The organism is Streptococcus sp. V919, from assembly GCF_054353475.1.
In genome coordinates, this window is sequence record NZ_JBTHHY010000001.1 from 341,870 (window position 1) to 361,070 (window position 19,201).

The following is a 19,201-nucleotide window of genomic DNA, read 5'->3' on the forward strand; positions in this document are numbered from 1 at the left end:
CACAAGAGTTTTTATTTTTAAAATGAAAAATCTGTGATATAATGGAGGAAGATAAATTGAGGAGGACCTTATGGCATTAGCAAAAATTGTATTTGCCAGTATGACAGGAAATACTGAAGAAATCGCTGATATTGTAGCAGATAAATTACGAGAATTAGGTTTAGATGTCGATGTTGATGAGTGTACAACTGTTGATGCTTCTGACTTTTTAGAAGCAGATCTTGCAATCGTTGCAACCTACACATACGGTGATGGTGAGCTTCCAGATGAGATGCTGGACTTCTACGAAGACCTAGCTGACCTCAACTTGAATGGGAAAATCTACGGAGTAGTTGGTTCGGGTGATACTTTCTATGACGAATTCTGTAAGGCTGTTGACGACTTTGATCGTGTATTTGTAGCAACAGGAGCTGAAAAAGGTTCAGAGTGCGTTAAAGTAGACCTTTCAGCAGAAGATGAAGATATCGAACGCTTGGAGCAATTTGCAGAAGAATTGGCTGCCAAAGTGGGATAAGCATGAAGTTGCACTGATGATAGATGTCAGTGCAGTTTTTTGTTAGATATGCCTGAAAATAACTTGCCTATTTAGTAGCTTTGTACACAATGATTCAAATAAAGAAGGAGACTCAATGGATTTAGATATTATTAGACAAGAAATTGACCAAATCGATGACCAAATCGTAAGACTCTTAGAAGAAAGAATGCATCTAGTTGAGGGTGTAGTTGCTTATAAAAAGTCTACAGGAAAACCAATTTTGGATACCAAAAGAGAAGAAGTTATCTTTGAAAAGGTTAGAAATCGCGTCAGCAATAAAAAATACGAAGAAACAATTGTTGAGACTTTTTCAGATATTCTCAAACGTTCACGTGATTATCAGGATAAAACAATCAAATGAAAAAAGAACAATTCTATCCACTAGGAATCTTTCTAGCTGCCATGTTAGGAGGATTAGTCCGTTATCAGATATCTAAATGGTTACCAGCGAGTCCAGACTTCCCATGGGGGACATTGATTGTCAATTATCTAGGGATTTTCTGCTTAGTCTATCTTGTGAAAGGATATCTGGTTTCTAAAGGAACTAGTAAAGGAGTCATTCTAGCGCTTGGCACAGGGTTCTGTGGTGGCTTAACGACATTTTCTAGTCTACTATTAGATGCAGTGAAATTGCTGGACACAGGACGGTACCTTAGTTTAGTTACGTATTTGCTCTTGAGTGTCGGTGGTGGACTTCTATTTGCTTATTGTCTAGGGAGGAAGAAATGGTAGTAATCTATCTAGCACTTGCTTGTGGACTGGGTGCCCTTGTCCGTTATTTCTTTTCACGTTATAATCAGGGTTCAGTACTACCTCTAGGAACTCTCATAGCCAATATTCTGGGCTGTTTTCTGATTGGCTTATTTTATAATCATGTGGAATCAAAAGAAGTCTATCTTATCCTTGCAACAGGTTTTTGTGGTGGCTTGACCACATTTTCAACCTTGAATGATGAACTCCAAAAACTACTTAGTAATAAGAAGGCATTTTATAGCTATATATTATTAACCTACTTGCTTGGTTTTTTGACGATTTTTTTAGGAATTTTACTTTAAATTTCTTTACTTTTTCTATGAAATTTGGTAAACTGTATCTTGTGTGTAATGGACGCACAAAAATACAGTTTATCCGCTGAGGAAGTTTCCTCAAGATTGACAAAGATAGGAGAATAAAATGAATCCATTAATCCAAAGCTTGACTGAAGGTCAACTTCGTACAGATATCCCTTCATTCCGTCCTGGTGACACTGTTCGTGTACACGCGAAAGTTGTCGAAGGTAACCGTGAACGTATCCAGATTTTTGAAGGTGTTGTTATTGCACGTAAAGGTGCTGGCATCTCAGAAAACTACACAGTTCGTAAAATCTCTAACGGTGTAGGTGTTGAACGTATCTTCCCAATTCACACTCCACGTGTTGAAAAGATCGAAGTTGTTCGTTACGGTAAAGTACGTCGTGCGAAATTGTACTACTTGCGTGCTCTTCAAGGTAAGGCAGCTCGTATCAAAGAAATCCGTCGTTAATTCGATGATAAAAAACTCTGCTCATACGGCAGGGTTTTTCTCTAGCTCCCTTAGTTCAATGGATATAACAACTCCCTCCTAAGGAGTAGTTGCAGGTTCGATTCCTGCAGGGTGCAGTACTAGTCACAAAAACACTGGATTACCAGTGTTTTTTTTTGACCAAATTTTGAACCATTCATAAGATATCCATGGTGTGGTATAATAGGAGAAAGTATAAGTACTAATTTGATTGAGATTTCTCTCCTGATTATGAGATCGGACTAATGAATTAAATAATCAATCTGTAACAGATGCTGCTAGGAATGCCTTAATAAAAACAACAGATGCAATTGGCGATGGCTTAAAAACAATAGGAAGGTGGTTTAGTTAATGGCAAAGATAAATAGAAAAAATAAAGCAAAGATTACTGATATAGAAAGAGAAAGATACCACGGGCCGTTGATTGAAGATGGTGTCAGCCTAGGTTATATTAAATTTTACCCTTGGATTATTCTACCTATTAGTTTGTTTTTATATTTTGGTGGTGGTTATGAGGATAATATTGGAATTATTAAAGTTATATTTCTTACCTGTGTCATCATTAATGTAGTGAGTGTTCTCTTTGGACGTTTTAACTCTTTGATAAACCGCTTTAAGTCTTTGACCTACATTTTAATTGCTTTAGTGTCTTGGACAGTGTTGGTCTGCTTATGTTTTATCACACTATTGATGTTCGTCACAAACGACGGAGATTCTATTAGTGCACGAACTGTCTACGATTCGGATTTGAGTCTATTCTATGTTATTCCAATGTTGTTGCTTTTTATCTTTGCATGTGGTCTCTATGCTTGGTATTATCTCCCAAAGAATCAGGGGAAAGTTTGGAAGATTAACCAGTGGGAAACTTACGGTGTTAAAGCAAAGAGTAAGAAGAAAGAACTGCTGTTCAATTTTAGTGTAATCTTTGGAGTTGTTACGTTTATTCCAGCTCTGTTAACTGGCTATGTTGTAAATATTATGGGTGTCTTATTGGGAATTCTATTTACATTGACTTTCCCAGCTGTTGTTATAGATGCTATTTATGCAGCTATTTATATAAAGAAGCACCCTGATAGCGATGAATTAGCTTAAAAATAAAAATAGTTAAGAAAGCAGTTAAGCGAATTTATCAGAATAAAAAATAAGCAAATTTTTGACCAAAAATTGACCAAGGAAGTTAGAAAAGCCTTTAAATCAAGGGTTTGAAACCTATTTTTCGATTCCTGCAGGGGGCAGAACTAGAAATAAAAACACTGGATAACCAGTGTTTTTTTGTTTGAGATGATGAAGAAATATCGTGAATTGGAGCTAGAAAAAAAATAGTAAAATATTCCAGATTTAGCATATAATGGTTTGATTTTTTAGGAGTGAAGGAGTAAAATGTAGTTAATATAATGATTGGATAGGGGTTTTATTATGAATGGTTTGGTTTTAGGATTGGATATTGGTATTGCTTCAGTAGGTGTAGGTATTATAAAAAAAGAAACTGGTGAGATTGTCCATTCGAATTCTCGACTTTTTTCAGCTGCAACAGCTGACAATAATGTTGAAAGAAGGAACTTTAGAGGTGGGAGAAGATTAACTCGTCGGAAAAAACATCGTAGTGTTCGGCTTCATGATTTATTTGAAGACTCTGGTTTGTTAACTGATTTTTCTAAGGTGTCCATTAATCTAAATCCTTATCAACTTCGTGTACAAGGGTTGGATAATCAATTAACTAATGAAGAGTTGTTTATTGCTTTAAAGAATATTATTAAGAGACGTGGCATTAGCTATTTGGATGATGCTTCTGAGGATAGCGGTACAGTATCGTCTGATTACGGGAAGGCAGTTGAAGAAAATAGAAAATTACTTTCGGAACAGACACCAGGTCAAATTCAACTAGAACGATTCGAAAAATATGGTCAGGTTAGAGGAGATTTCACTGTTGAAGAAAATGGTGAAAAACGCAGACTGATCAATGTTTTTTCAACATCAGCTTATAGAAAAGAAGCTGAAAGAATTCTTAGAAAACAACAAGAATTCAATAATAAGATTACGGATGACTTTATAGATGATTATTTGACAATCCTTACAGGTAAAAGAAAATACTATCATGGGCCAGGAAATAAAAAATCACGGACTGATTATGGAAGGTATACTACTAAGAAAGATTCTGAAGGTAAGTACATAACATTAGATAATATTTTTGGTGTTTTAATTGGTAAATGTACCTTTTATCCTGATGAATATCGTGCTTCAAAAGCTTCCTATACTGCTCAAGAGTTTAATTTACTTAATGATTTAAATAATTTAACTGTTCCCACAGAAACCAAGAAACTAAGTGAGGAACAAAAGAAAACTATTATTGAATATGCTAAGTCGGCTAAAACATTAGGAGCTTCAACCTTACTGAAATATATTGCTAAGATGATTGATGCTTCAGTAGATCAGATACGTGGTTTTCGAGTTGATGTAAACAATAAACCTGAAATGCATACTTTTGAAGTCTACCGAAAAATGCAATCGCTAGAAACAATTTCAGTTGGGAAATTATCTAGAGAAGTTCTAGATGAGGTTGCTCATATTTTAACTCTAAATACTGAACGAGAAGGTATAGAAGAAGCTATCAACACGAAGTTAAAGGGTACATTTAATCAAGATCAAGTACTGGAATTGGTTCAATTTAGAAAAAATAATAGTAATCTATTTAGTAAGGGATGGCATAATTTTTCTCTTAAACTCATGAAGGAATTTATACCAGAGCTCTATGAGACTCCAGAAGAACAAATAACAATTCTCACACGACTAGGGAAACAAAAATCTAAAGAGACCTCAAAACGAACCAAGTATATTGATGAAAAAGAATTAACAGAGGAAATTTATAACCCTGTAGTAGCAAAATCTGTCAGACAGGCAATAAAGATAATCAACGAAGCAACTAAAAAATATGGTATCTTTGATAATATCGTTATCGAAATGGCGCGTGAAAATAACGAAGAAGATGCTAAAAAGGATTATATAAAACGTCAAAAGGCAAATCAAGATGAGAAAAACGCTGCTATAGAAAAGGCTGCATTCCAATACAATGGGAAAAAAGAGTTACCAGATAATATTTTTCAGGGGCATAAAGAATTAGCAACTAAGATTCGTTTATGGCATCAACAAGGAGAAAAGTGCCTTTACACTGGGAAGAATATTCCAATTTCAGATTTGATTCAAAATCAGTATAAGTATGAAATTGATCATATTTTACCTTTGTCTCTTTCTTTTGATGATAGTTTATCCAATAAAGTATTGGTACTTGCTACAGCTAACCAAGAAAAGGGACAACGGACACCGTTTCAGGCTTTAGATAGTATGGATGATGCTTGGTCTTACCATGAGTTTAAATCATATGTAAAAGATTCTAAATTATTAGGTAATAAAAAGAAGGAATATCTTTTAACGGAAGAAGACATTAGTAAGATTGAGGTGAAACATAAATTTATTGAACGAAATTTAGTAGATACTCGTTATTCTTCTCGCGTTGTTCTAAATGCTCTACAAGATTTTTATAAGGAGCATCAATTCGATACAACTATTTCTGTGGTACGTGGGCAATTTACTTCGCAACTCAGAAGAAAGTGGGGACTTGAAAAATCTCGTGAGACCTATCACCATCATGCTTCATTGCTGCATCTAGTCAATTAAGATTATGGAAAAAACAAAATAATCCTTTGATCTCTTATAAAGACGGGCAATTCGTGGATCAAGAAACTGGTGAAATTATTTCATTGAGTGACGATGAATACAAAGAGTTAGTGTTCAAAGCACCATATGATCATTTTGTTGATACATTGAAATCTAAGAAATTTGAAGATAGCATTCTATTTTCTTATCAAGTAGATTCAAAATATAACCGAAAAATTTCAGATGCAACTATTTACGCAACAAGAAAAGCGAAATTAGATAAGGATAAATCTGAAGAAACTTATGTTTTAGGTAAGATTAAAGATATTTATAGTCAAGCGGGATACGATGCATTTATTAAAATTTACAATAAAGATAAAAGTAGATTCTTAATGTATCACAAAGATCCACAAACATTTGAGAAGGCAATTGAAGAGATTTTAAGAACCTATCCTTCTAAAGAATTTAACGATAAGAATAAAGAAGTTCCTTGCAATCCTTTTGAGAAATATAGACAAGAAAATGGACCAATCAGAAAATATAGCAGAAAAGGTAATGGTCCAGAAATTAAAAGCCTGAAATATTATGATAAAAATATTCCAGAATCATTTATTAACATAACTCCCTCTAATAGTAAAAATAAAGTTATACTTCGTCAATTAAATCCTTGGAGAACAGATGTCTATTTCAATCCACAAACTGATAAATATGAACTATTAGGATTAAAATATGCAGATTTACAATTTGAAAAGAAGACTGGGAACTATTCTATAACTATTGATAAATATAATGAAATTAAAGAAAAAGAAGGAGTTAGCAGGGAGTCAGAATTCAAATTTACCTTATATAAAAATGACTTAATTTTGATTAGGGATACCAAAAATAATGAAGAACAAATTTTTAGGTTTTTATCGAGAACAATGCCTAATCAAAAAAACTATGTCGAATTAAAGCCTTATGATAAAGGAAATTTTGAAGGTAAAGAAAGAATTAGAGTATTTGATACTACATCTAATGGTCGCTGTATTAAAGGGCTAAATAAAAAAGATATCTCAATCTATAAAGTTAAAACAGATGTTTTGGGTAATAAACATTTCATCAAAAAAGAGGGTGAAGAACCAAAACTCAAATTTTAAAAAATATTTTTTAAAAAGAGTTGCAAACGCTTTTACAATGTATTATAATAGTAACTGTAAGGGACGCCTTACACAGTTACTTAAATCTTGCAGAAGCTACAAAGATAAGGCTTCATGCCGAATTCAACACCCTGTCATTTATGCGGGGTGTTTTCGTTTTGTAAAGAGGATAAAAATAATGACTTGGAGAATTGTACATGTTTGTCAGAGTGAAAGAATGCAATTAAAGTTGGATAATCTTTTGATTAAGAAGATGGGCGAAGATTACGTTATCCCCTTGAGTGATATTTCTATCATTGTAGCAGAAGGAGGAGAAACGGTTGTAACCTTAAGATTGTTAAGTGCCTTAAGTAAGTATAATATTGCCTTAATTGTCTGTGATAATGAGCATTTGCCAACAGGAATTTACCATTCACAAAATGGCCATTTTAGAGCCTATAAAAAGTTACAGGAACAATTATTGTGGACGCAGGAACAAAAAGATAAATTATGGCAGATAGTTACCTATTTTAAAATAAACAATCAGCAAGATGTTCTCTCAATGTTTGAGAAAAATATCGATTGTATCCAGTTATTAGCGGACTACAAAGACCATATTGAATTTGGAGATAAAACTAATCGTGAAGGACACGCAGCAAAAGTTTATTTCAATGAATTGTTTGGAAAGAAGTTTGTACGTCTCACCCAACAAGAAACTGACGTCATCAATGCAGGTCTAAATTATGGCTATTCGATCATGAGAGCACAAATGGCACGTATTATTGCTGGCTATGGGTTAAATCCCTTAATCGGAATTTTTCATAAAAATGAATACAATCAATTTAATTTGGTAGATGACTTAATGGAACCTTTTAGACAAATTATTGATGTCTGGGTTTATCAAAATTTACTGGATGAAGAATATTTAAAATATGAGTTTCGTTTAGCTTTAACGGATACACTGAATGCAAAAATTCGTTATGGAAAAGAAACCTGTTCAGTAACGGTAGCAATGGATAAATATGTTAAGGGGTTTTTAAAATGTATTTCGGATAAGGATACGAGTAAATTCTACTGTCCGATCGTTTCTAGTGTAGAATGGAGCTGAAGAAATGAGGTATGAAGCATTGAGGTTATTGTGTTTTTTTGATCTTCCTATGGATACGAACCAAGAAAAAAGAATCTATCGTAATTTTCGGAAAGATCTAATTGCTAATGGATTTGAAATGTTGCAGTTTTCAGTTTATTATAGAACGTGTCCAAATCGAAGTTTTGCTAGTAAATTCTATAAAAAATTAAGCCAAAGTAATTTACCTAGTGGAAATGTCCGTTTACTAGCGGTTACGGAGAAACAGTTTTCTGAAATGGTTTTGATCATTGGTGGAAAAACAAAACAAGAAGAAGTAGTCAGTGATAATAAGTTGGTAGTTATATGAAAATGAATATCAGTCATCCATACAAGGATAATATTACATTGAGTTTTGGACAATTTACTCAAGTTGTTGGCCAAGATCAACAATTAAAGTACTATATTTGGCAAATCCTGTTATGGTATTTTGGAGGAAAAAAATATAGTGAAGAAGACTTAGTACTATTCGAACAAAATGAACCTAAAATCTTAATAGACGATACGGTGGTTTCCCGTTCGGAATTCAGAGTGATCCAACTATCGAATATCAATGATCTAATCGAGCAGATGGAGTATAAAAAAGGAACTATAGCTTATGATTATCTAAAGAAAAAGATTAATACAGTGGAGATGATGGAGCAAATTGAAAATATCAATGATCATCTAGATAGGATTTCTTTGCTGTTGAATCAGAATTTGAATCTACAACTAGATGGTATTTACTATCATACAGAAGCGAAATATTTTAATGCAGACCAATTGATCCAAAAAAATTTTCTACCCTATTTTGGACAGAACGATAAAAATATATCCTTTGAATTTGTTGACAATAAGACAAAGTTTTTATTATTCCTTTCGATGTTGCAAGTAGTGATTACGGATCAATCTGAAAAGGTATTACTTGTTCTCCGAAATATGGATGATTATTTATCTTATAAGGAATTTGTTGAGTGTTGTGAACAATTAGAGCGATTAACCATTCACTGTAACTTGTTATACACTATTTCATTTCCTTCAAATGAAGGTTATCTTCATGTCACGAAAGAAGTACTAGAGAAGATTAATATTGTTTCAGATTACGTTGATCATTTTTATTCATTAGAATTTATGTACGAACGTTTTACTAATCAATATCCAATAAATCAAATACCTAGTAAGCAAGATTTTTTATCATCTTTAAGAAAGATTGGACCTTACTTATTTAATTCTGACATTTTCCATATGAGTTTATCAATTGAAGATCAAGTGGCATTGAGGATATTAAACAATCTGTACCAGTATGAAATGAAAATAAAATTCCATATTAAGCCTGTTAATCCAATGTTATTAAAGTATTTAGAAGAATAGTATTGACGAGTTAGCTCTAAGACTTTATAATGGTTTTGAGCTACAAAAACCAAAATTGACGAATTTGAGGTTTTTGTACTCTCAAGATTTAAGTAACTGTACAACCTTACCAATAACTGTAACCACGCCCCCTAGTTTTTGTACTCTCAAGATTTAAGTAACTGTACAACCTTCAAACGTGGTCTTGAATTGGTTGATCTGTTTTTGTACTCTCAAGATTTAAGTAACTGTACAACCCAATATGAACGAATAAATCAGTCGTCTAGGTTTTTGTACTCTCAAGATTTAAGTAACTGTACAACAATATGAAAAATTAGACGGTGACGGTGGCAGTTTTTGTACTCTCAAGATTTAAGTAACTGTACAACCAACCTAGTGATCACTGAAACAGAAAGTAAGTTTTTGTACTCTCAAGATTTAAGTAACTGTACAACTATCAACAACTTACAATTGGCTCATTGGCAGTTTTTGTACTCTCAAGATTTAAGTAACTGTACAACATATGAACGAACCTGAACAACCAAAAGCCAGTTTTTGTACTCTCAAGATTTAAGTAACTGTACAACAAATACTTGAAATTGAGTTCTAATATTGTAAAAACCGCTCAGTAGAGCGGTTTCTGTGTATTCTAATATTTTTACAAGACCCAAGTACGAATAGCATGGGCTACACCTGATTCATCATTTGATTTAGTGATGTATTTGGCGATTTTTTTGAGTTCTGGATTTCCATTTTCCATAACAACTGGATTTCCAACGACTTCGAGCATGGCACGGTCATTTTCTTCATCCCCGATAGCCATAGTCTCATCTTTTGTTAATCCTAGTTTTTCAGCTAGATGTGTAATAGCTGAGCCCTTATCTACACCTTCTTTGAGAAGTTCGAGGTAGAATGGAGCTGATTTATTAATAGAGTAGCGTTCATAAAATTCTGCAGGAATCTTTTCAATCGCGACATCTAGAATTTCTGGTTCATCGATGAACATACACTTAACGATTTCCTTGTCAGCCATTTCTTCAGGAGTGCGGTAAAAGATAGGCATGTTGACGAGGGTTGATTCGTGTACGGTATATTTTCCGATATTGCGATTGGCAGTATAGATACCATCCTTAGTGATGGCATGCATGTGAACTCCTAGTTTTCGACTGAGAAATTCCATATCTAGATAGTCTTCGTAGGACAAGGATTCACTGATAATCTCATGTCCTGTAGCAGTTTCCTGAACAAGAGCACCGTTGAAGGTTACAACATAATCCCTCTCATCTCTTAATTTTAGTTCGTCAAGGAGTTTAGCAACACCAGCAATAGGACGACCTGTTGCAATCACAACCTTAACTCCAGCTTGTTTGGCATCTTGGATAGCTGCAAAGACTTCTTGCGTAATTTCTTTCTTGCTATTGACTAGGGTACCATCGATATCGACGGCGATTAGTTTAATACTCATAAATTTCCTCTGTTATTTCTTGTCTGGAGTAAAATGATCATTCTCAATCAAATGTGAAAATTGTTGAATGGTAGAAGCAAAAATATTGTTTGGATTCAGCATTTCTTTAGGGAAGTAGAAACGGTTGTCACCATGACGACTTCCTGCAAGAGATTGGACGATAGGTGAAAGACTAGAAAGTTCAGCTAACTGACCATTTTTCTGAACAATCTCAATTTGCGTTCTAGGATTTTCAGATTCTGGTCGATATATATCGTAAGGAAGGTCGAAATTCTTATGAATAGCAGTGTAGTAGTTGGGGTCAAAACCAATTTCTTCTACTAAACCTCGCATGATTTCAAGTTGATTCTGGTCTTCCTGAGAAAAAGTAATAGATTTAAAGACCTTCCGATTGATGAAACGTTGGGAAAGGTCAGCCAAAATCTTGTCTGTACTTGTCATCCAGAGTTGGAAGTAAGTATTCATCACACCATCATCTAGGGCAAGATAGTCAGCTAAGCTTACATTCTTCTCAAAAAATGGAAGGAGATGAGGCGAAGTAAGAGCGAAGAATTCTTTATTTTCTGGATAGAGTTCTTTGGCACGTTTCAAAAGATTTTGCAGAAGAACCTCCATGGCCCGTGTAGCTGGGTGGAAATATACTTGCATGTACATCTGGTAACGGCTGAGGACATAGTCCTCGATGGCATGCATTCCATTACGCTGAAAGGCGATACCATTTTCAACAGGACGAATGACACGAAGGATCCGTGTCAAATCAAACTGACCATAAAATGCACCGGTGAAGTAGGAGTCACGAAGGAGATAATCCATGCGGTCTGCATCAATCTGACTTGAAATCAGTTGTACGACCTGTTTGTTTGGATAAGTGTGGTCGATAACGCTAGCAACTTTTTTAGGAAAGTCAGGAGCAACCTGCAAAAGAACCTGGTGAATCTCTGTCTCAGGGCTTTGGATTATTTCCTGAGTAATTGCCTCATGGTCAGTATCAAAGAGATTTTCGAAAGTATGAGAGTAGGCACCATGTCCAAGGTCGTGGAGAAGTGCTGCAGTCATGGTCAAGAGAGATTCATTGGAATCCCATTCTTCCGGGTATTTTTCTTCGAAAATTTCAGTGATTTGACGGGCAATTTCATAGACACCCAAACAGTGAGAAAAACGACTATGCTCTCCACCATGGAAGGTATAGCTAGATGTCCCTAACTGTTTGATACGACGGAGTCGTTGAAATTCTTTGGTATTGATCAAGTCGTAAATGACCTGATTGTTGACGTGGATATAGTTGTGAACAGGGTCACGAAATACTTTTTCATTCATAAGACCATTATAGCAAATTCCTTGGCTTTTTGGTAAAATAGTAGGGATAAGTGAGAAGAAAGAGGAACTCTTGTGAAGATTAGAATGAGAAATACTATCCAGTTCGATGAACAATTGGAAGTAATCGACCAACTTTATGATGTAGAACTACGTGAGAAGGGGGATTTTTCTTATCTCTTTTTCTACAATGAGGAGCAAGAAAAGGTAGTTTTGAAATTTAATGGAGAGGAACTGGTCATGTCACGTTTCTCAAATCCCAAGACCATCATGCGTTTTCTCAAGGATTCTGATAGTTTAGCCTATATTCCAACGCCTATGGGTATGCAGGAGTTTATCATCCAAACAAGCCATTATGAAGTTGTTGAAGAAAAGCTTGAACTAGCCTATCAATTGCAAAACAAAGAAGGAGTTCCATTTGCGGACTACCGTTTAGAAATTACTTGGGGATAAGAATAAGGTTGGCGAAAGCCAACCTTATTTGATATAGAGTTCTTGATTTTTTAAGACGATCTCCCGTACACTTGCAAATTTCTTCAGTTTTTTGAGGTCTTCTGGATGTGTCACGAGGGTAATAACATAGCCTTCTTTGCCCATACGTCCAGTACGTCCAGCGCGGTGAGTATAGGTTTCGATATCTCTTGGGACGTCAAAGTTAACCACGCATTCCAGACTATCAATGTCGATACCACGAGCTAGAAGGTCTGTCGCAAGAAGGAGTGTCAGTTGATTATCTTTGAACTTTTCTAAGATAACTTTTCTAAATTTAACGTTGACATCGCTCGCAAGCGAAACTGCTAAAATATCACGATACTGCAATTTTTCTTCAGCGCTTCCAAGGTCTGACAAGCTGTTAAAGAAGACGAGTCCACGGAAGTCATCGACATGTGCTAGTTTCCGAAGCATATCTACTCGGTTACGTTGGTCTACTTGCATGTAGAAGTGTTGAATGTTGTCCAACTTTTGATCAGAGAGGTCAATGGTGCGCGTGTTAGCTGCAATCTTATCTTGATCAAACTTGGTAGTGGCACTCATATAGATGAGTTGGTGGTCACGAGGTGCGTAATGGGTAATTTTTTCAACAAAATGAATCTGTGAATCGTCAAGCAACTGATCAAATTCATCAAGAATAATAGTCTCTACATTCATCATCTTGATTTTTTTCAATTTGATGAGTTCAAAGATTCGACCAGGAGTTCCAATCAAGATTTCTGGTCCCTTTTTCAGACGTTCAATCTGACGTTTCTGGCTTGAACCTGAAAGGAATAGCTGAGCAGTCAAGCCGATAGCTTCGCCCCAAGTTTTGGTGACATCAAAAATTTGTCCAGCCAGTTCAGTGTTAGGAGCTAAAATCAACAGTTGCTGCGCTTTTTTCTTGTGGAGTTTTAAAAGACTCGGGAGTAGGTAAGCTAAGGTTTTTCCCGTTCCGGTTGGACTAACTCCGAGGAGTGATTCTCCTTCTAAAATAGGATTAAACAGTTGTTCTTGAATGGGAGTGAATTCTTGGAAACCTAGTTGGTCAATCAATTTTTGCCATTCGTTTGGTAGTTTCGTTTTCATTTTTCTGCCTCAAATCTAATGCCAGCATCTTGTCGCATGGTATAAAGCACTTGATGAACATCTGTTGCATCGGTAAGCCATTGCTGGTAGAGAGTCTGGTCTGGTTGGTTAATCATATGTGCAAAAGCAACAGTTTCCTCGGTCATAGTGTGAGGTGCCTGCTGGATAGGAAGATGAAGTTCCTTTCCTTGATGTTCTGTAAAAATAGCTGATTGGATATGCTCGATTGTATTGAGAGTCAAGGTGCCGTCAGTCGTATAAATCTCGCAAGGAAGATTAGAAGTGATATTCTTTCCTGCTTTGATATGAACTTGATAATCAGGATAGGAGAGGATACCGTCTCCGTTTAGATCAATACTGTTGTCTAGTTGCTGAGCTTGATAGGTTGCACGAGTTGGATTTCCAAATAAGCGAATAGCAGCATAGAGTGGGTAAATTCCTAAATCCATGAGAGCACCACCAGCAAAACGGTTTGAGAAAACGTTAGGAGTATTGCCAGCAAGGAGTTCAGGCATCTTAGATGAATATTTAGCATAGTTAAAGTCTGCTCCTAAAACATGTTTGTCTGCAAGAAAGTCTTTAATTGTAGCGAAAGCCTCTTCGTGGTAGTTTCGTGCCGCTTCAAAGATGAACCGTTGATTTTTCTGAGCTGTTTGCAATAAATCTTTCCATTCCTTTGGCTGAGTCACAGCTGGTTTTTCAAGGATGACATGTTTTCCAGCAACTAAGGCAATTTTAGCCTGACTAAAGTGTAGGGAATTTGGACTAGCAATATAGACGACATCAAAAGGGTGTTTGAAAAAATCTTCTAACTGGTCAAATAATGTTACATCTTGATAGTGAGAAGCAAACTTTTCTGCAGTTTCAATTTTTCTTGAATAGACTGCAACTAGTTGGTATTCTCCACTAGTATGGGCTGCATCGATAAAATGATGGCTGATTGCGCCAGTTCCGATTATACCTAGTTTTAGCATGGAAACTCCTTTTTCTGTCAGTAATAATTGATTTCATTATATCATAGAAAGAGTCAACTAGCTTAAGATAGGTAATTCTTTTGTTTTGAAGCTTCGAATTTCCATGAAAAAATGGTACAATAGAGATAGTAAAACTAGGAGTTTAGTATGAGATTATTACCTATGAGAAAAATTTCTCGTCATTCAAAAAGATTGGCGCTTTTTTTGACTTTCTGTGCAGGTTATGTGGATGCCTATACGTTTATTGTAAGGGGGAATACCTTGGTTGCTGGACAAACGGGAAATGTTGTATTTCTTTCCGTTTGACTCATTCAAGATAATGTATCAGATGCAAGTACAAAAGTCATGACCTTGCTTTCTTTCATGATGGGTGTCTTTCTGCTGACAGTCTATAAGGAAAAATTACGTGTGGTAAAAAAACCAATCTTATCGCTGTTCCCGCTTGCTATTTTGTCCTTGATTATAGGCTTTGTTCCCTTAACGGTTGACAATATCTACATTGTTCCTCCCCTTGCTTTTTGTATGGGACTAGTGACAACAGCCTTTGGTCAGGTTTCTGGCATTGCCTATAACAATGCGTTTATGACAGGAAATATCAAACGCACTATGTTGGCTTTCGGGGAATACGTGCGGACCAAACATACTCCGTTTTTATTTGAGGGGCTGATCTTTGTGAGTCTGCTTAGTAGTTTTGTCTTTGGGGTAGTTTTTTCAGCTTACTTGACAATTTTTTTCACTGAAAATACCATATTAGGTCTGCCAATCATGATGAGCGTTTTTTATCTGAGTATGCTTTTATCTTCTTTTCGAAAAAAGAATGAGAAATAGTATCATTTTGAGTGAAAATACTTGTCAAAAAATTAGAAACATGTTATACTTTTAGAGTTGACTATGCACGTTCCTGTGCAACCGCACGAACATCGTTGCTTGATTTTCAAGTATAAGTGGTTCGTCCCACGATGCTAGGCGAGTCTTCACAAAAATACGGGGAAACCCATAAAAATCATAGGAGGTGCATGATGAGCACATACGCAATTATCAAAACTGGCGGAAAACAAGTTAAAGTTGAAGTTGGTCAAGCTATCTACGTTGAAAAATTGAACGTTGAAGCTGGTCAAGAAGTTACTTTTAACGAAGTTGTTCTTGTTGGTGGTGAAAACACTGTTGTTGGAACTCCACTTGTTTCTGGAGCTACTGTTGTTGGAACTGTTGAAAAACAAGGAAAACAAAAGAAAGTTGTTACTTACAAGTACAAACCTAAAAAAGGTAGCCATCGTAAACAAGGTCACCGTCAACCATATACAAAAGTTGTCATCAACGCAATCAACGCTTAATTTTAAGGAGAACACATGATACAAGCAGTCTTTGAGAGAGCCGAAGATGGCGAGCTGAGGAGTGCGGAGATTACTGGACACGCCGAGAGTGGCGAATACGGCCTAGATGTCGTGTGTGCATCGGTTTCTACGCTTGCCATAAACTTTATCAATTCCATTGAGAAATTTGCAGGCTACGAACCAATCTTAGAATTAAACGAAGATGAAGGTGGTTATCTGATGGTTGAAATTCCAACTGATCTTCCTTCACACCAGAGAGAAATGACGCAGTTATTCTTCGAATCATTTTTCTTAGGTATGGCAAACTTATCGGAGAACTCTTCTGAGTTCGTCCAAACCAGAGTTATCACAGAAAACTAACACGGAGGAAAACATTATGTTAAAAATGACTCTTAGCAACTTGCAACTTTTCGCCCACAAAAAAGGTGGAGGTTCTACATCAAACGGACGCGATTCACAAGCTAAACGTCTTGGAGCTAAAGCAGCTGACGGACAAACTGTAACTGGTGGATCAATCCTTTACCGTCAACGTGGTACGCACATCTATCCAGGTGTAAACGTTGGTCGTGGTGGAGACGATACTTTGTTCGCTAAAGTTGAAGGCGTGGTACGCTTTGAACGTAAAGGTCGCGATAAAAAACAAGTTTCTGTTTACCCGATCGCTAAATAATCGCTCTATACACCATTAAATAAGGCTTTCCGAGATTTTCGGAAAGCCTATTTTTTGTTTTGGTACCCAGTTTGGTACCCATATTTAAAATCCGATATAGGTAGCAAATTTATTTGCTACTTCATTTTTTGCTTTTTGGGTTACGTGAGCGTATATATCCATTGTTGTTTGGATATTCTCGTGACCAAGTCGCTCCTGAACTTCCTTTATAGTAGCTCCAGCTTCAAAGAGTAAAGAACAATGTGTGTGCCTAAACCCATGAGGTGTGATTCGCTTAAATTCTGGGTACTTCCTCCAAATCCTATTCAGCATATTGTTGACATGAACAACACTCCTAGGACCTCCATCTTCATTTTTAAAAAGGAGTCCTTTGGTACTAAATTTGTGCCATTCTTTTAAGACTTCGATGGTCTTTGGATCCAGAGTAATTGTCCGAGCGCTCTTTTTGGTTTTTGGTGTTTGGAAGATTAGTTTATTATCTTCACCTTTTGCCAGTGTTTGCTTGACAGTAATCTGGCCATTCTTCAAATCGACATCAGACCACCTCAAAGCACTTATTTCATTTTTTCTCATACCTGTGAAAGCTAGTAATCTAAAATAAGTCAGCATTTCTACATCATCAAAACTTTTAACAATCTCAAAGAATTCTTGTAGCTCTTCTTTGTTGTAGAATTTTTCAAGCTCATCCGTATTATTTTTTTGTCTTTTAGGTTTCAAGGTCTTTCTCATTGGATTGTTTTCGATGAGTTCCATTGAAATGGCATAATCAAAGATTTGATTTGCTATGCTGATGATTCCAAAAAATCTTTTATACTCATCCGCCCACTTATTAACTTGAGCCTGACACATAGATAGACTAATTTTATTGATTGGCTTATCTCCAAAATTAGGAATAATCCACTTATCAGCAATATTCACTTGACTGACATAAGTTGACTCTTTCACAGTATGTTTATAATGCTCTTTCCAGATCTCATAAACTTGCTGAAAAGTAGTAGTAGTATTCTTAGACCTAAAACTTTTCTTCTCGTATTCAGTCAAGCACTTTGCTTCTGCAAGCCTTGCTTCTCGCTCTGTTTTAAATCCTCGTCTTTTCGTAATTATCTTTTTATTCGTAAGTGGATCTATTCCATGATATGCTTTAAAATAATAAGCAGTAGAACCACCTTTTTCGTACTTGCCAATCATTGCTTTTTCCCTCATTTCTTGGTAAAATGGGTATAGTAAAGAGGGCTTTTTAATGCCATTCTTTTCTATACAGTACATCCTCACATCTTTGCTTGCAGGCTGGTGTGGGGATTTTTTTATTTCAGTATTTTCATTTCTCCTTTATACTCTTGAGAAATTTGAGTTTTAGCAGAATCAGAGGTATAAACCAGTAGTTGAGGTGTATCTTTTTCTAAATCAACATTGTAGCCTTTTTCTTGAGCCCACTTTTCAAAAATGGTATTCTTAGCTTTCAAAAATTCATTTGAAATATAGATCTTGCGACTAGTGCTTTCATTCTTCCAACTCTCTCCGATTCGTACAGAAAGGTTTTTATCATCCCCTCCAGGAACAAAATCAACCTTTTCACCTTTATCTAGAACTTCAGCATTCTCTTTAAAGTATAAAGCGAATTCCTCACCTAATTCTTTAGTCATTTTGAATTTTTGTTCAACCGTTGTCGATGTTGTTTTTTCAGTTTTAGCAGCAGTATTTTTAGATGGAGTGTTTAGAATACCATTCACAACACCAATAGACACGATAGCAATCAGCACCCAAAACCATATTCTTTTATAAACTGGTTTAGAATTGTTAAATTTATCCATATTTCTTCTCCTTTTAACTACCTGTCAATCTATAAAATTCTTCTTGAATCATCTGTTCACCCCAAGTTGTCGCAATTTTATGCCTTTTAGCAAAACTTAACCAATTGAATTCCGAAGGCTCGCATTGAGACAATTCTTCAGAAATGAGATGACGAACCATGAAGCGATCTGCTTCATTTTCGTATTTATAGAGCAGTCTTTTATAATGCGCTGGGTTATGGTTTATGTGTCCTAATTCGTGAAGGATAACCTCTTCTCGTTCTTCCTGACTAAGATTACCATTCACATAGATAGTGCGCTCATCAGGAAAATAAAACCCTCTACGCTCCCACATTGTTTCGGGAAACAGATAAAGCGTGACCTGGTATTCATCCAGCAACTCATTCACTTTCAATGTCAGACACCCCCAAAGAGAGTTTAATGATCTGCGCAATCTTGTCAACATCTTCATCTGATAGTGGTTTACCATCAAAAAGAACTACACGTTCACGAAGATTGGACAAGTCAACAGCACGACCATCAGCAGTAGTGACAATCTCACCTGCAACATTAGGATTATCAGTTCGACCTAATAGATAATCGGTCGAAACATTAAAATATTCAGCAATTTCTTGAAGTCGCTCAGAATTAGGCGCCTTCTTTTTTAATGAATAAAAATAATTTGTACTATAACCTAAAGTTTCTTCTAGTTTTGACAAAGCAATTCCTCGCTTTTTAGCAAGTTCTTTGATTTTTTCAAACGTTGAAAACATTGTTAAATCAACCTTTCTACGCTTAA

Annotated in this window: 21 protein-coding genes, 1 tRNA gene, 2 pseudogenes, 1 CRISPR repeat array and 1 other annotated feature; of the genes and pseudogenes, 16 read left to right on the forward strand and 8 right to left on the reverse strand. The window is 35.8% G+C overall.

What is annotated here, in order from left to right; genetic code table 11:
* The first annotated feature begins 70 nt into the window (after window positions 1–70).
* From ACXYSK_RS01760 to csn2-St, 11 genes and pseudogenes are all read left to right on the forward strand, one after another.
* Window positions 71–514 (forward strand): flavodoxin, encoded by a 444-nt coding sequence (locus ACXYSK_RS01760; RefSeq protein ID WP_458624837.1) that lies wholly within the window; start codon window positions 71–73, stop codon window positions 512–514.
* 115 nt (window positions 515–629) lie between these two features.
* Window positions 630–896, forward strand: a complete 267-nt coding sequence (locus ACXYSK_RS01765; RefSeq protein WP_414264077.1) for a chorismate mutase — start codon at window positions 630–632, stop codon at window positions 894–896.
* The gene (gene crcB, locus ACXYSK_RS01770; RefSeq protein WP_263393489.1) at window positions 893–1,267 is read left to right on the forward strand and encodes a fluoride efflux transporter CrcB; all 375 of its coding nucleotides are present in this window, start codon (window positions 893–895) and stop codon (window positions 1,265–1,267) included. Before ACXYSK_RS01765 ends, crcB (ACXYSK_RS01770) begins: the two co-directional genes overlap by 4 nt.
* The gene (crcB, locus tag ACXYSK_RS01775) at window positions 1,261–1,590 is read left to right on the forward strand and encodes a fluoride efflux transporter CrcB (protein ID WP_458624838.1); all 330 of its coding nucleotides are present in this window, start codon (window positions 1,261–1,263) and stop codon (window positions 1,588–1,590) included. Before crcB (ACXYSK_RS01770) ends, crcB (ACXYSK_RS01775) begins: the two co-directional genes overlap by 7 nt.
* A gap of 118 nt (window positions 1,591–1,708) precedes the next feature.
* Window positions 1,709–2,056, forward strand: coding sequence for a 50S ribosomal protein L19 (gene rplS, locus ACXYSK_RS01780; RefSeq protein ID WP_001068669.1), 348 nt, complete (start codon window positions 1,709–1,711; stop codon window positions 2,054–2,056).
* Window positions 2,057–2,100: 44 nt separating this feature from the next.
* A tRNA-Arg gene (locus ACXYSK_RS01785) sits at window positions 2,101–2,172 on the forward strand.
* A 253-nt stretch (window positions 2,173–2,425) separates the two neighbouring features.
* Window positions 2,426–3,166, forward strand: a complete 741-nt coding sequence (locus tag ACXYSK_RS01790) for a hypothetical protein (protein WP_458624839.1) — start codon at window positions 2,426–2,428, stop codon at window positions 3,164–3,166.
* A gap of 324 nt (window positions 3,167–3,490) precedes the next feature.
* Window positions 3,491–6,861, forward strand: a pseudogene (gene cas9 / locus ACXYSK_RS01795) (type II CRISPR RNA-guided endonuclease Cas9).
* 178 nt (window positions 6,862–7,039) lie between these two features.
* On the forward strand, window positions 7,040–7,948 hold the full coding sequence (gene cas1, locus ACXYSK_RS01800; protein WP_458624840.1) for a type II CRISPR-associated endonuclease Cas1: 909 nt from the start codon (window positions 7,040–7,042) through the stop codon (window positions 7,946–7,948).
* A gap of 4 nt (window positions 7,949–7,952) precedes the next feature.
* On the forward strand, window positions 7,953–8,276 hold the full coding sequence (cas2, locus tag ACXYSK_RS01805; protein ID WP_003016415.1) for a CRISPR-associated endonuclease Cas2: 324 nt from the start codon (window positions 7,953–7,955) through the stop codon (window positions 8,274–8,276).
* Window positions 8,273–9,316 (forward strand): CRISPR-associated protein Csn2-St, encoded by a 1,044-nt coding sequence (gene csn2-St / locus ACXYSK_RS01810; protein WP_458624841.1) that lies wholly within the window; start codon window positions 8,273–8,275, stop codon window positions 9,314–9,316. The genes cas2 and csn2-St overlap by 4 nt, the downstream gene beginning before the upstream one ends.
* A gap of 69 nt (window positions 9,317–9,385) precedes the next feature.
* Window positions 9,386–9,882: direct repeats of the CRISPR family, unit length 36 nt; unit sequence GTTTTTGTACTCTCAAGATTTAAGTAACTGTACAAC.
* Between the two features lie 71 nt (window positions 9,883–9,953).
* Here the strand turns inward: csn2-St and yidA are convergent.
* Window positions 9,954–10,760, reverse strand: coding sequence for a sugar-phosphatase (yidA, locus tag ACXYSK_RS01815; RefSeq protein WP_458624842.1), 807 nt, complete (start codon window positions 10,758–10,760; stop codon window positions 9,954–9,956).
* A gap of 12 nt (window positions 10,761–10,772) precedes the next feature.
* On the reverse strand, window positions 10,773–12,077 hold the full coding sequence (locus ACXYSK_RS01820; protein WP_458624843.1) for an HD domain-containing protein: 1,305 nt from the start codon (window positions 12,075–12,077) through the stop codon (window positions 10,773–10,775).
* Window positions 12,078–12,149: 72 nt separating this feature from the next.
* Here ACXYSK_RS01820 and ACXYSK_RS01825 point away from each other — a divergent pair, with 72 nt between their 5' ends.
* On the forward strand, window positions 12,150–12,527 hold the full coding sequence (locus tag ACXYSK_RS01825) for a YwiB family protein (protein ID WP_458624844.1): 378 nt from the start codon (window positions 12,150–12,152) through the stop codon (window positions 12,525–12,527).
* A gap of 24 nt (window positions 12,528–12,551) precedes the next feature.
* Here ACXYSK_RS01825 and ACXYSK_RS01830 read toward each other — a convergent pair whose 3' ends face one another.
* Entirely contained in the window at window positions 12,552–13,634 is a 1,083-nt protein-coding gene (locus ACXYSK_RS01830) for a DEAD/DEAH box helicase (protein WP_458624845.1), read from the reverse strand.
* Complete coding sequence (locus ACXYSK_RS01835) at window positions 13,631–14,608, reverse strand: Gfo/Idh/MocA family protein (RefSeq protein WP_254725777.1); 978 nt, start codon at window positions 14,606–14,608, stop codon at window positions 13,631–13,633. The genes ACXYSK_RS01830 and ACXYSK_RS01835 overlap by 4 nt, the downstream gene beginning before the upstream one ends.
* 147 nt (window positions 14,609–14,755) lie before the next feature.
* Between ACXYSK_RS01835 and ACXYSK_RS01840 the strand changes: the two are divergent.
* From ACXYSK_RS01840 to rpmA, 4 genes and pseudogenes are all read left to right on the forward strand, one after another.
* Window positions 14,756–15,436 (forward strand): annotated as a pseudogene (locus ACXYSK_RS01840) (YoaK family protein).
* A gap of 69 nt (window positions 15,437–15,505) precedes the next feature.
* Window positions 15,506–15,592 (forward strand) — a sequence feature (ribosomal protein L21 leader region).
* Window positions 15,593–15,627: 35 nt separating this feature from the next.
* Window positions 15,628–15,942 (forward strand): 50S ribosomal protein L21, encoded by a 315-nt coding sequence (gene rplU, locus ACXYSK_RS01845; RefSeq protein WP_003002830.1) that lies wholly within the window; start codon window positions 15,628–15,630, stop codon window positions 15,940–15,942.
* A gap of 15 nt (window positions 15,943–15,957) precedes the next feature.
* Window positions 15,958–16,302 carry a ribosomal-processing cysteine protease Prp gene (locus ACXYSK_RS01850; protein WP_006149980.1) on the forward strand — a complete coding sequence of 115 codons (345 nt, stop codon included), beginning with the start codon at window positions 15,958–15,960 and terminating at the stop codon, window positions 16,300–16,302.
* Window positions 16,303–16,318: 16 nt separating this feature from the next.
* On the forward strand, window positions 16,319–16,612 hold the full coding sequence (rpmA, locus tag ACXYSK_RS01855) for a 50S ribosomal protein L27 (RefSeq protein WP_006149998.1): 294 nt from the start codon (window positions 16,319–16,321) through the stop codon (window positions 16,610–16,612).
* 84 nt (window positions 16,613–16,696) lie between these two features.
* Here the strand turns inward: rpmA and ACXYSK_RS01860 are convergent, their stop codons facing one another.
* From ACXYSK_RS01860 to ACXYSK_RS01875, 4 genes are all read right to left on the reverse strand, one after another.
* A complete protein-coding gene (locus ACXYSK_RS01860; RefSeq protein ID WP_458625396.1) occupies window positions 16,697–17,800 on the reverse strand; it encodes a tyrosine-type recombinase/integrase in 1,104 nt (367 codons plus the stop codon).
* Between the two features lie 116 nt (window positions 17,801–17,916).
* The gene (locus ACXYSK_RS01865) at window positions 17,917–18,423 is read right to left on the reverse strand and encodes a hypothetical protein (RefSeq protein WP_458624846.1); all 507 of its coding nucleotides are present in this window, start codon (window positions 18,421–18,423) and stop codon (window positions 17,917–17,919) included.
* A gap of 13 nt (window positions 18,424–18,436) precedes the next feature.
* Window positions 18,437–18,757, reverse strand: a complete 321-nt coding sequence (locus tag ACXYSK_RS01870) for an ImmA/IrrE family metallo-endopeptidase (RefSeq protein WP_458625397.1) — start codon at window positions 18,755–18,757, stop codon at window positions 18,437–18,439.
* Window positions 18,758–18,803: 46 nt separating this feature from the next.
* Window positions 18,804–19,175 carry a helix-turn-helix domain-containing protein gene (locus tag ACXYSK_RS01875; protein WP_458624847.1) on the reverse strand — a complete coding sequence of 124 codons (372 nt, stop codon included), beginning with the start codon at window positions 19,173–19,175 and terminating at the stop codon, window positions 18,804–18,806.
* Between the last annotated feature and the right edge of the window lie 26 nt (window positions 19,176–19,201).